The organism is Lacticaseibacillus thailandensis DSM 22698 = JCM 13996 (assembly GCF_001436135.1).
Classification (GTDB): Bacteria; Bacillota; Bacilli; order Lactobacillales; family Lactobacillaceae; genus Lacticaseibacillus; species Lacticaseibacillus thailandensis.
Window position 1 is genome coordinate 367,643 of record NZ_AYZK01000002.1, and the last position, 16,266, is coordinate 383,908.

At 55.9% G+C, this 16,266-nt stretch carries 12 protein-coding genes and 1 tRNA gene; 2 read left to right on the top strand and 11 right to left on the bottom strand.

What is annotated here, in order from left to right:
- Window positions 1-26: 26 nt before the first annotated feature.
- Entirely contained in the window at window positions 27-1,322 is a 1,296-nt protein-coding gene (locus tag FD19_RS05275; RefSeq protein WP_054750968.1) for a GntP family permease, read from the bottom strand.
- A 235-nt stretch (window positions 1,323-1,557) separates the two neighbouring features.
- Entirely contained in the window at window positions 1,558-2,076 is a 519-nt protein-coding gene (locus FD19_RS05280; RefSeq protein ID WP_054750967.1) for a hypothetical protein, read from the bottom strand.
- A gap of 479 nt (window positions 2,077-2,555) precedes the next feature.
- On the opposite strand from FD19_RS05280, the gene helD reads away from it, so the two are divergent.
- The gene (gene helD, locus FD19_RS05285) at window positions 2,556-4,883 is read left to right on the top strand and encodes an RNA polymerase recycling motor HelD (RefSeq protein WP_056969291.1); all 2,328 of its coding nucleotides are present in this window, start codon (window positions 2,556-2,558) and stop codon (window positions 4,881-4,883) included.
- Window positions 4,884-4,898: 15 nt separating this feature from the next.
- Window positions 4,899-5,552, top strand: a complete 654-nt coding sequence (locus FD19_RS05290) for a CPBP family intramembrane glutamic endopeptidase (protein WP_054750966.1) — start codon at window positions 4,899-4,901, stop codon at window positions 5,550-5,552.
- A 312-nt stretch (window positions 5,553-5,864) separates the two neighbouring features.
- Here FD19_RS05290 and FD19_RS05295 read toward each other — a convergent pair.
- The 9 genes from FD19_RS05295 to FD19_RS05335 form a co-directional block, all read right to left on the bottom strand.
- Window positions 5,865-5,937 (bottom strand) — tRNA-Thr (locus FD19_RS05295).
- A 60-nt stretch (window positions 5,938-5,997) separates the two neighbouring features.
- Window positions 5,998-6,858 (bottom strand): transcriptional regulator, encoded by an 861-nt coding sequence (locus FD19_RS05300; protein WP_056969292.1) that lies wholly within the window; start codon window positions 6,856-6,858, stop codon window positions 5,998-6,000.
- Window positions 6,845-7,717 (bottom strand): helix-turn-helix domain-containing protein, encoded by an 873-nt coding sequence (locus FD19_RS05305; RefSeq protein WP_056969293.1) that lies wholly within the window; start codon window positions 7,715-7,717, stop codon window positions 6,845-6,847. The genes FD19_RS05300 and FD19_RS05305 overlap by 14 nt, the downstream gene beginning before the upstream one ends.
- A gap of 76 nt (window positions 7,718-7,793) precedes the next feature.
- Window positions 7,794-8,447, bottom strand: coding sequence for an HD domain-containing protein (locus FD19_RS05310; protein WP_056969303.1), 654 nt, complete (start codon window positions 8,445-8,447; stop codon window positions 7,794-7,796).
- A 263-nt stretch (window positions 8,448-8,710) separates the two neighbouring features.
- A complete protein-coding gene (locus tag FD19_RS05315) occupies window positions 8,711-10,348 on the bottom strand; it encodes a peptide ABC transporter substrate-binding protein (RefSeq protein WP_056969294.1) in 1,638 nt (545 codons plus the stop codon).
- Between the two features lie 277 nt (window positions 10,349-10,625).
- On the bottom strand, window positions 10,626-12,272 hold the full coding sequence (locus FD19_RS05320) for a peptide ABC transporter substrate-binding protein (protein WP_056969295.1): 1,647 nt from the start codon (window positions 12,270-12,272) through the stop codon (window positions 10,626-10,628).
- Between the two features lie 155 nt (window positions 12,273-12,427).
- On the bottom strand, window positions 12,428-14,062 hold the full coding sequence (locus FD19_RS05325) for a peptide ABC transporter substrate-binding protein (RefSeq protein WP_054750962.1): 1,635 nt from the start codon (window positions 14,060-14,062) through the stop codon (window positions 12,428-12,430).
- A 264-nt stretch (window positions 14,063-14,326) separates the two neighbouring features.
- Complete coding sequence (locus FD19_RS05330; RefSeq protein WP_054750961.1) at window positions 14,327-15,031, bottom strand: EAL domain-containing protein; 705 nt, start codon at window positions 15,029-15,031, stop codon at window positions 14,327-14,329.
- A 213-nt stretch (window positions 15,032-15,244) separates the two neighbouring features.
- The coding region (locus tag FD19_RS05335; RefSeq protein WP_056969296.1) for an EAL domain-containing protein at window positions 15,245-16,266 on the bottom strand (1,022 nt) is incomplete at its 5' end.

Here is a 16,266-nt window from a genome sequence, read left to right on the forward strand (position 1 = left end):
TGCTTCTCCTTTGCCTCGTACTGCCTCTAGAAGAACCCGTACATAATCGTGGCCGTGATTACGGCGGCGCCCCCGACCAGGGACTCGTAAAGAATTCCCTTCGAGCGCTCGCTGATCGACATCCGCATCGCGTTGGCCGTGACGTGGAAGTAATTACCGTGCGGCAGGTGGTCGCAGACGATGGCACCGGTGTGCATCATCGCGGCGCCCGCCAACGGACTGATGCCAAAGCCAAGCACGGCTTTGCTAAACGACCCCGTCGCCAGGATGACCCCGGTCGAAGTGGACGCGGTGGCCCCTGCCATCAGGATACCAGCAATTGGTGCCAAGAAGACACCCGAGATGCCCGACATTTTGATCAGGTGAATTAACTGGGCCGGCAGGTCGGAGGAGGTAATTACGGCACCAATCGCGCCGGCACCAATCAAAATCAGGACGACGTCAGTCATGCGGTTCATCCCCGCCTGCGCGTAGCTCATCAACTTGTGCCCCTGGCGCATCGCCAGCGCGCCGACAATGGCGGCAATCGGCAACACGTACATCGCGTCCAAGCTGAACTTGGTCAACACGCCAATGTGGAGCAGGGACCCAATCGGGTTGAGCAGTAACAAAACGATGGCCAACACCGGCGTGACTAGCGCGGTACCGAGGGACGGCAAGCTGTCTGGGTGCGCCTCACTGGCTAGGATGTCTAGGTCGCGCTCGAGTACCGCCGAGCCTTTGCCCTTCAACAAAGTGGCCACGAGCACCGTGACGATCAGCGCCACAACGGCCGGAACAAAGTCGGCAATCATCACCTGACTCAACTCAACGTTAAAGCCCTTGGCGGCAGCGATCGTGTTCGGGTTCGGCGAGATAATGTTCCCGGCCTTGCCCCCACCAGACAGGGCGACAAGGAGCGCCAACTTGGAGATGTGCATCCGCTGGCCGACCTCCAAAGCAATGGGTGCCACGATGAGGACCGCGACGGGAATGAACACCCCGACGGCCGTGATCACCATGGTCGCCAGTGCCAACGCGAGGATGGCCAGGCGGTCACCCATCTTGGTGACGATGGCCCGCGCCAAGGTGTCGGCGGCACCAGACTCCATCATGACCCCCGCCAGCATGCCGGCCGCGAGTACCCGCAGTACGATGCCCATGACACTTTGGCCCCCAGCAATGAGAATGTTAATGGTCTGGGTCAGGTTGGCCCCACCCAGCAAGCAGCCAACCACGGCTCCGAGCATTAACGCATATACCGGATTCAGGTGCTGCAAAATTAAGATGATAGCGACGGCCAGCCCAATGAGGGCCGCCCACCACGTTAAAACTAACGACATAATTACGTGCTCCCAACTTTTATATGTAGACTAAACAATTCCCTATTGTAATAGAAGTTACTGGTGAAAGCAGTAGTTTGCTGAAAATAATCGGGGCAAAGTTGGGTCATGGTGGGCATTAATGCTGGGGATGGCCCCAGCACGTGAGCTGATTGCTGTAAAATTGACACCGCATCTTTCCCCCATGCCCACCAAAAAAGGCCGCCACGTTGGCGACCTAGTTAGGTAGAAATATTTATTGCACGATCTTCATGAGGGTCACGGCGACGGACCCGTTCCCAGCTGATAGGGTACCGGTCAGCTCGTTACCGTCGATCTTACTGCTCTTGATCTTAAAGGCCACGGCGTTACCGTCGTAGAGAATGAGGGTCGAGTTGTTCTTGAGGGTGTACGTGTTGCGCTTGCCGCCAGCTACCTGCTTCTTCAGGTTAGCTTTGAACCCGGGTTGGGCGACGGCCTTCTCCAGTTTCTTCTGGCTGGTAGACCCCACGGCCCCGTACCCGGATTCCTTGTCGCCAAAGTACATGTAGGAGGTGGACCGCGCGCCGCTCTTGCCCGTCATGGTCACGCGGAAAACGTTGTCAGGGATAAAACCGCTCAGCTTCGGCCGCGTCAACTTGTAAACGGCCCCGCCAAAGACGGCGACGACAAGCAAAATGATACAAATAGCCTTGTAATGACGAATCCAGAAACTCTTGCTCTGCTTAGGATCCATCTGGGCTGGTGCTGCTGGTTGACCTGGTTGTTGCTGCATAATCGAACTTCCTTTACTAAGCTGGTGGGCACGGGACCCGCCACGAATTAATTGCGGACGCTTACATATGGCTTCAATTGTACCACACGTCCCTGGCTTAGTGCGTAAGATTTAGGGTTGGTCGGGGTCAGGTAGTTGCGGCTTGCGTGGGTAGAATCTGTGGTCGGCGGTGGGACTGTGGCTTACGTCCTACGCCGTAGCTTCCTACCACCAGCCGCAGATTCCCGCTATTTTGAGGTCAACTACACGTCAAAGAGTTACCGTATTATACACACCATTGACCCAGAGCCAATACCACAAAACGCACAGCTTATTCTTCTTTGGCAGACACCACCACGTTTGTCTTCCACAGAAGAGAAGCCGAAACTACCCACACTCAAGCTGCCCGAAATCATACCAGCGTGCTCACTTGCACATTTGGCCGGCGGGAAGTACAATGTACTATCAATTTAGAAGTGGAAGTAAAGGAGGGTTGTCCCATGCAAAATGCATCGCGCGCAGATGAACAGCGCCGCGTCGACCACGTCATTGACCGGCTGCACCACCGGCTGGATGTAGTCGCACACCAAATCGACACCGCACACGCCGAAACTCGTGACGTGGAACAGAATTACGGTGATAACACTAAGGTCAACATCACCGAGGTCGACGACCGCATGGAAACTAACGCCGCCGTGCAACAGCAAAAGCAACTGGTTGCACGCGCCGTCGAAAACGAGCAGATCCTGCAAAAGGAACAGACTCGCCTCACCCGGCTGGCCCGCTCACCCTACTTTGGTCGCATCTACATCACCGAAGATGGTGAGGACGACACCCTCTACATCGGTACTGGGACCTTCCAGGATAGCGATAACCAGTTCCTGGTCTACGACTGGCGCGCCCCCGTTGCTTCTATTTATTACAACGGGACGCTGGGACCCGTCGACTACACCACCCCAGTCGGGACCGCCCACGCAACTTTGAATAATAAACGCCAGTTCCAGATTGAGGACGGCCAAATTCGCAATATGTTCGACACCAGCGAAACCGTTGGCGACTCGATCCTCCAGGAAGTGCTGGGTGACGCTAGTTCCGAGTACATGCAAAACATCGTCGCTACCATCCAGCAGGAACAAAATACCATTATCCGTGATACCAGCTCCGACCTCCTGCTCGTGCAGGGGGCTGCGGGGTCCGGCAAAACCAGTGCTGTGCTCCAACGCATCGCCTTCCAGCTGTACCACAGCCGCACCACGCTGGACGCCAATCAGATGGTCCTGTTCTCGCCCAACAAGCTCTACGCCACCTACATTTCCCAGGTGTTGCCGAGTTTGGGCGAAAAGAACATGATTCAGACCACCCTGGTTGAATTCCTTGCTCGGCGGCTAACCGGGCTGCAGGTGGAGACCCTCTTTGACCGCTTCGAACGCGATGAAGCCTCCTTCCCCGCCGCCGCTAAAGCCATGCGGCGGCTCAAGGAGAGCGCTGCGTTTATGGACGCCGCCACCGCGTACGCTAAGCACGGAGCGGAACCGCACTTTGTCGACGTCGACCTCAACGGTGAGACTTTCTTTGCCGCCAAAAACATCCGTAAAATTTACGACCGCCTTCCGCGGCAGATGACCCTGGCCGATAAGTTTGCCGAAACGCGTAAACGCCTGATGAAGCGGCTCAACACCCGCATCGGCCTCGAAACCCACCAGGATTGGGTCGACGACACCCTGGCCAGCCTCAACGAGGAACAGGTCCAGCACTACATCGGCGACCAGCGCTTCGAAAACGGCGCCGACGAGCTACGCGCTGTGGCCCGCGCGGTCGTGGCCGAACGCTTTGCGCCCGTCTACACCGCCCTGTACGACGACTACTTCTTCGACCCCTACCTAAACTACCTGGACTTCCTCCGTCAGTACCCGCAGACCGTTGTGGACGCAGCTACCTGGACGGCCATGTGTGACGCGGTCGGCGCTGACCTGGAAGCCCACCGTCTGCGCCTCGATGACGCGGCACCACTGATGATGATTCGCGACGTGCTGACCGGCGGTGGCCAAAACCATGGCATCCAGTCCGTCTTTGTCGACGAAATGCAGGATTACAGTATCGCCATTCTCAAGTACCTGCACCACGCCTTCCCCCGCGCCCAACTGACCTTTCTCGGCGATGTGGCTCAAGACGTGTTCACGGGCAATTACGCTGACAGTCAGAGTTACCTGGCGGAGTTGCAACACGACTTTGCCGACCTGCATCCCCGCCTCGTGACTCTCAACAAGTCCTACCGTTCAACGCGTCCCATCACCGACTTTGCCAACGCCTTAATTCCAGCAGGCAAGGACATCACGGCATTCAGCCGCGGTGGTAATTTGCCGCTGGTCCTGACGGTACCACGGCGCACGTACCAGCCGGTGCTGTCGACGCTGGTCAACCACCTGCTACAGCGCCACCCGACCGTCGCGATCCTCACCAAGGACGCGGCAACGGCCAGCAAAGTTGCGTTGGGCCTGCAGACCGACGTGGACGTCACGCTACTCAGCAAGGATGACCACCAGCTTAGCCGCGGCTGCGTGGTGCTACCCGTCTATCTCGCTAAGGGGCTCGAGTTCGACGCCGTCATCGGCTTTGACGTCTCCGCCGACACCTATACGAGCGCCGGCGACCGGGACATCCTGTACACGCTATGCACCCGCACCCTGCACGAACTGGTGCTAGTGGCACGCGATGCGGTCTCACCGCTGATCGACGCGGTGCCCGCATCGCTGTACACCGCCCAGACCGGTGAGCAGTACCTAGCGGCCACCGCGCCGGACAACGCGAGCGCCGAAACCCAGCCATAGTCCCGGAGGATAGTTATGCGGCATTTTTCGGTCACCCAACGCACATTAGGCTTCCTGCTGGCCTTCCTGGCCTACCAAGTAGTGGACGTCCTGGTGCTACCCACAGGGCATCATGAAGACGCCGGGACGCTCGCCGTCACGGTGGCCGGCTACCTAGTACTGATTACGGGCCTATACTGGGCGTACCGGCGTTACGTGCGCAACGTGACGCCTGCGGACCACCGGCGCCGCCTCCTTAGCCGCCGCAATTGGCAGGCGTTACTGGGTGGCTTGGCAATCCTGATTGTCGTGCAGGTAGCCGCCTGGTTGGCCGCCACCTACCACCTGGCACCGCAAAGTAGTAACCAAAGCGCCGTGGTCAGTTACTTGCGCCGCATCCCCTGGAGTATGTCCTTATCGGTAGGCCTATTTTCACCCATCATTGAAGAGCTCATTTTCCGCGGCATGTTGATGAACGCGTTCACTGCTCAACGCACCCGCGGTAGCCGCTGGTTTGCCGCCATCGTCAGTAGCATCGCCTTTGCCCTGGTCCATTCACCCGGTGACCCGATCAACTTCTTGACCTACTGCGGGTTGGGCGCGGGCATGGCCTTTGCCTACACCTGGAGTGACGACCTGCGGGTATCGATGGTACTGCACGTACTCAATAACTGCTGGGCGTTACTGTAATGAATAAAATTATGTGGCTAACGGTTAACCCGTTAGCCTTTTATTTTGCACATGCCGGGGTTAAAATAACACCGACGCCGCTACTTATCCCCAGACCGCCTGGTAGCTACTCACCGCCAGCATTACTTCTGCGCCCCGATGATTGCCATAGTCGTCCCACAGTGCAGTTTTGGCTCATCTCCTGAGCGACGCCCAACACCCCCACCAGCTAACTGGTGGGGGTGTTTGTTGCGGAGCCACGATCAAAATAGGGCCAGACTCGTGTGGAGTCTGGCCCTATTGTGTTAACGTCGTCAAACAACGTAGCACTTATGCCGCCTGCTGGACTTGAACCAGCCACCTCAGCCTTACCACGGCTGCGCTCTACCTCCTGAGCTAAGGCGGCGTCTAACTGCACCGCCTTCATAATATACCCGATTTGGCGCCGGAACTCCAACCCGCACCCTTACGCGCGTGCCGCTAGTTCTGTCCGCAACCGCTGAGCCACCGTCTTGTCCTCCACAAAGTCGCACAATTCAATGATGGCGGTAATCCGCTGCCGGCCCACCTTGGTCGACTGCTCAGGGTCCTGAATCATGTACAGTGCCTCTAAGCCCTGCAACCGCAACTCTTCGTATGGCCCTCCTGCCAGCGCGGGCAGTTGGGCTGTCACCCGCAACGCGGCCGCCGCGAGGGGCAGACACCCGGCCGCCAGTGCCACCTGCGCCACCATTAACAACGCGTCGATCTGACGCCGCTGATTTTGGTAGCCCAGCCGCGTCCGGACATCAAATGGTTGCGTTAACTGCGCCCATAATTGGCGCACATCGCCCAGCGTGAGCGTGGTCGCCAACCCGTGCGTGAACAGCGCGAACTCGTAATGGCTCCAGGCGCCCTGTTGCCGGAGAAAGTAATAGAGCCGCTGGCGTTCCGCTTGCCGTCTTTGCCCGTCCGGAGTCGCCGCCAGCATGACGGCCCGGTGCTCCAACCACGCGTGCCCCTCCCGGTCGTAGCGGTTCCGGTACCGCGCCGCTAGCATCTGGAGCCGCACGCGCCCCGCCGGTCCGTACAGCAAGCGCTGACGCATGACCATGAAGTCTTCAAAGCTGCCGTCCGGATCGGGCGCCAGCAACCGTAAATACTCCTGGTAGGTGGCCGGAATGCGGTCCAGCATGCGGCTCAACCGCATCACCGTCAACGCATGCGCCCCTCGTTCGAACCGCGATAAGGCCTGCCGTCCCGCATCACTATCGGCCAGCGCCAACTGTGACACCGCGTTGGCCTGGCGCAACTCGCGAAAAGCCGTCCCGTATTTAGGCTGTACCATGGCGTTCATCCTCCATCATCGCAAACATCGCGTCCATGTGTTCCGTAAACAGTTGCTCCTCCGTCGGGTCATCCAGTACTCGCCATGCTCGTAGCACCTGCGCGCGCATCCGTTCAGCGGCAACCACCGCCCCCTCAGCGAACAGCACCCCCGCCTGCACTTTGCGGACCATCAACCGTTCATACATATCAACGGGTCCGAGGTGTCTCTCCACCCGGGACAGCCACTGTCCCGCCAAGCATGGCTGCCCTAAAATCGCTTCGGCTTCGGCTAAACACACGACGGCGTACATCGTGGTGCACGGCCGCAAGTAGCGGGCGTAGGACCGAATGGGTGGTTGCTCCAGGAGCCGGTTGGCCGTACTGACGCGCAGTTCGTTGGGCAAGGCAAAGGCGGACAGTGCGGCCACCAGGTTGCTAAACATCCCCGGACGCACGGTGCGCCGCAATACACCGGTCACCGCTGACAGCGACGCACCGGTCAATGCCCCCCGCTGGTCCGCCTGGTCGAGGAGCACGATGCTGTTAATCGCCGCCACCACGGGTCGTACGCTCACGGGCGCCATGCCCACCGCACCCGCGATATCGGCCGGTCGGCGGCGCCAGGCTTCCGTTAGTTGGTACGCCCACCAATCGAGCCAGTTAAGCTGATCGTTGCCGGCCGCGGCCACGTACTCACTCAGGCTGACGTGGATATTGCGCAGCAGGTGGTCCAGCCGTTCAAAGCTGATCTGCGACTCGCCGCGTTCAAACTGGGACAAAAATTGCACCGACACCTCACCGCTGGCCGCCGACTTCAGACTATAGCCCTTGGCTTGCCGTAACTCGCGGTATGTATAACCAAAGTTAGTCTCTACCATAATAATTAACCCTCCTAACCATTATTTTAAGCGGTTGGGAGGGTTAAACGTAGTCAACTTTGGAAAGATTTATTTGTTATTTTGCGCCATTCACTTCGGCTTTGAACTCAGCCACAAAGTCGCGCATGACTTGTTGCCGGTGGGCGCCGAGTTTCTGGGCAGCAGGGGTGTTGAGTTGGTCGACCAGTTTGAAGAGCTTTTCGTCAAAGTGGTTGAGTACCGAGCTACTGTGACGGTACTCCGCGCCACTCAAGTGTTCACGCACTTCGCCCCCATACAGCTGACTGCCATGGGCCCCACCGTAGTAAAACGTCCGCGCAATCCCGATAGCGCCAATGGCGTCGAGCCGGTCGGCATCCTGTACCAGCTGACCGTTAAGGTCGAGGGTAACGTCGTGGTCCAAGCTGTAGCGATAGGACATTTGGTCGATAATACCCAGGATTTCCGCCGTGCTACTTTGGTCAAACCCCTGATCCGCCAACATGGCGGCCGTCTTCCGGCGAGCGGCAGGCACGTTGTCCACGAGCTTATCGTCGTAAGTGTCGTGGAGCGTGGCGGCTGCCACCACGGTCAACGTGTCAGCAGCCGGCGTGTCGTGCAGCAACAGGACGGCGTTGGCCAGGACGCGGTTGATGTGATCCAACGAGTGGCCGGTGCGGTCCGCCGCCAGCACGCTTTCAGTGTACGCGTACAGGCGGTCAAACCGCTCCTGTTCGGCGGCGCTCAGCAACTTGATTTCTGGTGTAACCATAACAAAACTTCCTCTCTCACGTCTTCTGCCTTCCAGTATACGCTTCCAACTGCCACATCGAGTGAGTTTGTGCACGGTTGGTAACCGTTACTTGGTTGTTTGCGACCCCGTTTATGGCCGCGATACGGTTCCAGCAGCTGGGTGTCCACAAAGCCCCAACGCTACACCACTCCCTCAGTCTGCCCGTCAAGACACACAAAACGGCGCCCACCGAGGTGGACGTCGCTTCGTGCACGCATCCGTTACTTCTTAGTGACAGATTCCATGTCGATCATGTTGTTTGGACCGTAATCGTAGTTCTTGATCTTGGTGTTAGTCAGGTGCGCTTCACCGGTCTGGTACAGAGGGATAACCCCGTTGTCCTTGGCCATGATCTGCGTAGCCTTAACCAAGTCGTTCCAACGCTTCGTGGTGCTGGTAGCATCGGTCGTCTTGGAAGCCTGAACGTACTTGTCGTATTCAGCATTGCTCCACTGACCGAAGTTGTAGGCGTTGCCCGTAGTTTCCAGGTCGAGGAAGCTGATGGCGTCAGGGAAGTCACCCTGCCAGCCACTAACCACCATGTCGAAGTTGTGCTGTTCGGACAAGGTAATCCGCGTCTTGAACGGTACGGACTTAGTCTTAACCGTCAACTTAGCACCGTTAGTGCTCAGCTTTTCAAAGGCGTTCTGCAGGTATTCAGTCGTGGACTTAGCCGCATCAGTATCATCAGAAGTGATGGTGAAGCTGAATGAAGTTAAACCGGCTTCCTTCATACCTTCCTTGAACAGCTGCTTAGCCTTAGCCAAGTTGTAATCGTTGTACTGCTTGACACCCTTAGTTGCGGCCGCCGCAATGTCGGTGCCGTTAGCGCTGTACATGGACTTGTATGGCAGGATCGTGTAAACCGGACGCGAGCCATCACCCAAGACCTTCTTGATGAACTGGGAACGGTTGATGGATAGGGACAGGGCCTGACGAATCTTCTGATTCTTGAAGGCCGGAACCTTCTTCTGTTCCATTTCCAGGTAAGTCGTACGACCCTGAACCATCGTCTTGTAAGCCTTGTCATTCTTCATCTGGGTGGCAGTATCACCGGAAATAACCGCGTCATCCAGCTTGTTGGACTGGAACAAGTTAACGGCTGTGGAAGTATCCTTAACAACAGTCGTCTTGATCTTGTCCAGGTGCACGTTCTTGGCGTTCCAGTAATCCTTGTTCTTCACTTCAGTCCAAGTGTTGTTAGAACCATTCCAGTTGGTCAACTTGTATGGGCCAGAAGCCGTGATGTACTTGGAGTTCGTACCAAACTTGCTACCGTACTTCTGCACTTCAGACTTTTCAACGGGGTTGAAGGTCTGCAGCGTGATCATCTTTTCAAAGTAAGGCATGACCCGGTCCAAAGTAACAACGAGCTTGTACTTGCCTTCAGCTTTCAAGCCCATTGTGGATGGGTCCTTCTTGCCGGCAATAACGGCGTCCGCATTCTTGATACCTGAGAAGATGTAGGAATATTCGGACTTATTCTTCGGGTCCGCCGCGCGTTCCCAAGAATAAACAAAGTCCTTCGCGGTGATCTCCTTACCGTCAGACCACTTAGCACCCTTGCGTAACGTGAAGGTGTAAGTCTTCTGGTCCTTAGAGACCTTAGGCATCTTGCTGGCCAAGTCTGGTTCGAGCTTCTTGCCCTTAAACCGCAACAATCCGGCCGTGGTGTCCTGCAAAGTCTGACCGGAAATAACGTCGGTCGCCTGCGCGGGGTCCATAGTCTGAATGACATCCTTAACCATGCGGGTCATCGACTTAGTCTTTGCAGCACTGGCACTACTACTGCCACAAGCAGCTAAGAGAACGACCATGGTTGTTAGCATTGAGCCAAGCAATAATGGCTTCTTCTTCATGAATGATTGCCTCCTAAAATATGTACAGTGATGATTACCTCTGTGCGTTTATGTAAATGATAATACACTCATTTTTAACTCATGTCTACACATTTTTATCACATTTTATTCAAAAAGTTCAAATTTTGCACTCACACGCGTCACATGCCTAGCTCACTTAGCCATTATGTGCGGCGTCGCACCTGCTAACGGCAGCAAAGTCACCAAAAAACGAGCCAATATTCACGCTCCAAAGAACGTCAACATGGCTCGTTAATGTGGATTTGATTAGTACTAGTTATTGACCTTGGTAATACGCGGTCGCCCAGTTTACGAGACCGTTCGGGTTATTGTACCGGGCATGCAACTGCGGGTTACGGACCCGGGCCTGGCCGACTTGGTACAGCGGGATCGTTGCCACCGACCGGGTCAACAACTGATCAGCTGCCAATAAGTCGTGCCACCGGTGCGTAACGTTACCGGCATCCGTCGTCTGGGCGGCGTTCACCAACTGATCATACTTAGTGTTCGACCACCCAGCATGATTGTTGCTGTTGCCAGTCGTGAACAAGTTCAGGAACGTGGCGGGATCAGGATAATCTGCCGACCACGCCGTGAGGGCAAGGTCAAAGTTGCCCGTCCGTAGCCGGGCTAGCCGGTCAGTCAAACTGAGTGGTACTACTTTGACCGTCACCGTCGCCTGTGGCTGACTCAACGCTGCCAGCGACCGCTGCAGGTACTGCAACGTCGCTTTGGCACTATCCGTGTCGGCGCCAATCACCGTTAGCGTGAGTTGCGTCTGCCCCGTAGCGGCCATGCCCGCCTTAAACAGTTTCCGGGCGCGTTCCAGGTCGTACTTGCTATAGCGGCTGACCCCATTGGCCGCGCTGGTCGCAAAGTCCGCACCACTTTGCTCGTTGTAAAACATTCCGGCAGGGACGATGGTGGTCAACGGCTGCGAGCCGTCACCCAGCACGTCACGAATCAAGCCGGCGCGGTTAATGGCTAACGCCAAAGACTGGCGGACTGACTGATTTTTAAGGGCCGGTACCCGCGCCTGATTCAGCTCCAGGTAGGTCGCAATATTTTGTTTGACTACATGGTACCCCGTCATCTTTTTGGCCTTGTGGGTACTGCTACCACTGACGGTAATGTCGTCCAGTTGTCCTTGCCGGAACAGCTTGAGGGCGTGCTGGCTGGACTTCACGACGCGGTACGTGACCCGGTGCAGGTGGACTTGGTGTGCCCGCCAGTAGGTTGGATTTTTGGTCTCAACCCACCGTTGCGCCCCCTTACCGCGCCACTTAGTGAGCCGGTAAGGACCGTTGAACGTGAGCGTAGCCGCGCTGGTCCCGTACTGCGATCCATACTTGGTCACTTGGGTACGTTCGACGGGGTCAAAGACGGACATGGTCAACATGCTTTCAAAGTACGGCACGGCTTTGGTTAGCCGCACCCGCAAAGTAGTGCGGGTGAGGGCCACTACCCCTAGCCGTTGCGCCGACATTTTGCCGGCCCCGATGGCCTGGGCATTCACAATGTCATTAAAGGCGTACGCGTAGGGTGACTTGGTGGCCGGGTTGACCGCCCGCCGCCACGCGTACACAAAGTCCTGTGCGGTGACGTGACGGCCATCCGACCAGCGGGCGTTACGGCGCAAGTGAAACGTATAGGTTTTCTGATCATGCGAGATGGTGGCCATGCGGGCCGCCATGTCGGGGTGGAGCTGCTTGTTGCTGTAACGGTAAAGCCCGGAATACACGTCCATCATGGTTTGAGCACTCACAATGTCGCTAGCGTGCGCCGGATCCACTGATTGGAGTGGACTTGCCTGCATCACGTTAACGGTCGTACGCGCTGGGCGTTGCGCTTGACCACCACAGGCCGTTAGAACGAGCACCATGATGACCAACCCAATGCCTACCAACGCTGAATGCTTCTTCATCCCCAAACAACCTCCCAATCATTACGTCGCTTTAACCACGCGCTCATCAATTATACAGTGTTTCACAGACAAAGACCACCAAAGCGTGGCTGGTTAGCGCACAACACACAAAAAGCGCAACCCGGAGGTTACGCTTTTTGCTACTCAGTGAAAGCTTACTTGTAGGAAGCCTTGACCCAGTTGATCATACCGTTAGGGCTGGTAGTGACACCCTGCAGCTTAGTGTTACGCAGGTGGGCAGCACCCAGCTGGTACAGAGGAATGACACCGGACTGCTTAGCCAGAATCTGGTCAGCCTGAACCATGTCGTTCCAACGCTTCGTGGTGTTCGTTGCGTCAGCACCCTTGGAGGCAGCAATCAGACTGTCGTACTGCTTGTTGCTCCAAGCACCGTAGTTGTAGGAGTTGCCAGTAGTGAACATGTCTAGGAAGCTGATCGCGTCTGGGAAGTCAGCGGACCAAGCTTCAATGGCCATGTCGAAGTCACCATCAGTGGACAGGGTCAGACGGGTCTTGAACGGTACGGACTTCGTCTTGACGGTCAACTTAGCACCAGTCTGGGACAACTGACCGATTGCGGACTGCAGGTAGTCCAGCGTGGACTTAGCAGTGTCGGTATCGTCGCTCAACAGCGTGAAGGTCAGGTCAGTCTTGCCGGCTTCCTTCATACCTTCCTTGAACAGTTCCTTAGCCTTCTTCAAGTCGTAGTTGCTGGTCGTGACGCCATTGGTAGCGTCAGTGGTAAAGTCCTTGCCCTTACTGTTGATCATCATGTCGGTAGGCACAACGGTCTTAGCAGGAACGGAACCATTGCCTAGCACCTTCTTGATAAATTCGGCACGGTTGATGGACATGGAAATAGCCTGACGAATCTTCTGGTTATTGAAGGCTGGAACCCGCTTCAAGTTTGGAACCAGGTAGTAGGTCGCGTTCTGCTTAACGACAGTGTAACCCTTGTCGTTCTTGGCCTGGGTTGCCGTGTCACCAGTAACGGTAACGTCGTCAGCCTTGCCAGACGTGTACAGGTTGTACGCGGTGTTGTTTTCCTTGATCACCTGGTACTTGATCTTGTTGATCTTCACACTCTTAGCGTTCCAGTACTTGTTGTTCTTGGTTTCAGTCCAAGAGTTTTCAGAACCAGTCCACTTACCCAACTTGTAAGGTCCGTTGAAGGTCAGCGTCTTGGCGTTAGTCCCGAACTTGGAACCTTCCTTCTTAACCTGGGACTGTTCAACCGGGTCGAAGGTTTGCAGGGTAATCATCTTGTTGAAGTAAGGCATAACCTTGTCCAACTGAACCTGGAACTTGGTCTTGCTCAAAGCCTTAACGCCCAAAGTTGAGGCTGGCTTCTTGCCGGCGATGATGTCGTCAGCGTTCTTGATGCCAGAGAAGATGTAGGCATATTCAGACTTGGTTTTCGGGTCGATGGCGCGCTTCCACGCGTAGACAAAGTCTTGCGCGGTAACTTCCTTACCATCACTCCACTTAGCATTCTTCCGCAACGTGAAGGTGTAGGTCTTCTGGTCCTTAGATACAGTCGGCATCTTGGCTGCCATATCTGGGGTCAGCTTGGTCTTGTCCCAACGGAAGAGACCCGAGTATACATCAGTCTGCGACTGACCAGAAATGACATCGGTCGCCAAGGCTGGATCCATGGTCTGGAGCACATCACCCTGCATATATGTAACGGATGACTTCTTGTTAGATGAGCTGGAACTGGAACCACAGGCAGCCAACAAGGCAACCATCGTGGTCAGCATTGCTCCCAGCATCACTGACTTCTTTTTCATAGTTGTTTCCCCCTACTATGTTTCAAGATGAACCTATTGTACACCGAATTCTCACTTAAAACTAGTTTTCGCCACATTTATATCGGCAAAATTGCACGTTTAGATGAGCAATGCGGACAAAAATGTGAGCGGTTCATCGCCCGCCGCAGCCACAATCAGCCGTTTGGCCCTCATCATGCCGGCCCCCACGCTCACGGTTGGCTCTAATAAAAACGGCGGTGGGATTAAACCCACCGCCGCTAATATTAATGCAAATGTTCACGATTAAATTAAATCATTCAAATTACTAATTTGTTGGGCAAAAGCCCGTTCGTTACGCTGATTGGGTGACGTCGGGTGGTTGAAGAAGAATCCTTGGGCATGGCTGGCCCCCACCGACCGGGCTAACTGTAGGTCGGCGTACGTCTCGACCCCTTCGACCGTAAACTGAATGTCGTGAGCGTGCGCTAGATCTGCCCACGGCTGCACCCGACCCAACAAGTCCGCCGTCTCCCCCTGCTCACGGAGGTTCTGGAGGGCAAACTTAAAGCTATCGACCCCCGGGGCCAACTGTTCTACCAAGCCAATATCATCAATGTCCGAACCCACATCGTCCAGGGCAATCAACATCTGGTGCTGGTGATACTCCGGCCCCATCGTGGTCAACTCCTCCACCGTGGGAGCCGCGGTTAGTTCCACCGTTAGCTGTGCCAGCCTGGGCGTCTGCTTCACAAACCGGGCGAGGCGCTGAACCACTGACCGGCTCGCAAATTGTTCTGGTGTCAAGTTGATGCTGACCCGCTGCACGTCGAGATTTTTCAACGCTTCTTTGAGCATCCGCGTCTGCATGCCCACCGAAATATCAAACGTTTCCGGCAGGTACCAGTCGCGGTCTTGGGGTGACCAGGCACGCAACAGCAACTCATACTCCTCTACTTTGCGCGTAGTCACGTTCACGATTGCTTGGGCAAAATAAGTGTACGTATTCAATGGTGATTCCCCCATTTTTCAAACCGATCCGCCCACTCCCCAGTGGCCGATAACTACATACTCTTAGTTACAGACCATTCTACTGCAACTTATCCCGGAAATGGGACCAACACCGTAAATTTCTTACGCTATGTAAGCAAAGATGCGCCATCATCATTGATAGCGCACCCGCTAAGTGATGTTTACCTGATTTTACTAGTAACCACTCACCATTTAATTAAAGTTGATCTCGGTCGGTTCGGCCGGCTTGCCTAACAGGAAGCCCTGAACCTTTTCAACGCCCATCTGCTGAGCAACACTGAGGTCATCCTGCGTTTCAATCCCTTCAAGGGTAAAGCTACCGCCGTTGGCCTGGGCCAGTGCTTGCCATTGCTGAGCCGTTTGAACCCAGCCTTGATCAGCACCACGAGCACGTAACTTCTGTAGGGCGAACTTGAAGCCGTCCAGCTGTTGTGCGGCCCGTGCAGCCGTATCGCTGTTAACGTCAGTATTCTGCGCGTCACCCAGAACAACCTGGACACCACCAGCATGGTACGTTGGCAGAACGCTTGCCAGTTGGTCCGTGGATGGTAACTCACCTAATTCAATGGTGAGGGTGCCCTGCGTTTGTTCGCGACCAAACTCGCTCAGACGCCGAACCACCGCTGGATCAGTAAACTGACTGGTGGTCAGGTTAATGCTGATGTTATGAGAGTCCAAGCTCCGCAGCGCTTGTTCCATTAACCGGGTCTGCATCCCCACGGTGATACCGAAGCTAGAAGGCAGCACCCAGTTGTTCACGCCGCTGTCCCACTGACGGAGTAACAGTTCGTACTGAACTGCCGCTTGCGTCTGGGTATCAGCAACCTTCTGGGCAAAGTAGGTGTAAGTCGACTGCGCACTACCACCAGGAATCCGGTTTTGTGACTGTTCACTGACGTTGATGATGGTAGCCGTAACGCCAGCTGGAGTGACGGCCCGCTGTGTTTGCGCATCGGTACCGTTAATGTCGATCGCGTCAGTGACGTCAACGTTAGTCGTATTGGCCACGTCACGAGCTGCTGCAGCCGCCGCGGAACTAGCTGCAGCCGCCGTTGACGCACCGCTAGTGACACTAGCTGCCAGTGACTCCAGACTTGCCGTAACGCCCGCGTCACTAATTGGTGTCGCGGTCGAATCCGTCGCCGTGGCGTTCTGCGCCGTCGCTGGCGTGGTGGCCCGTGCCGGTGTTGCTGGCGTCGTTGGCGTCGTTGGCG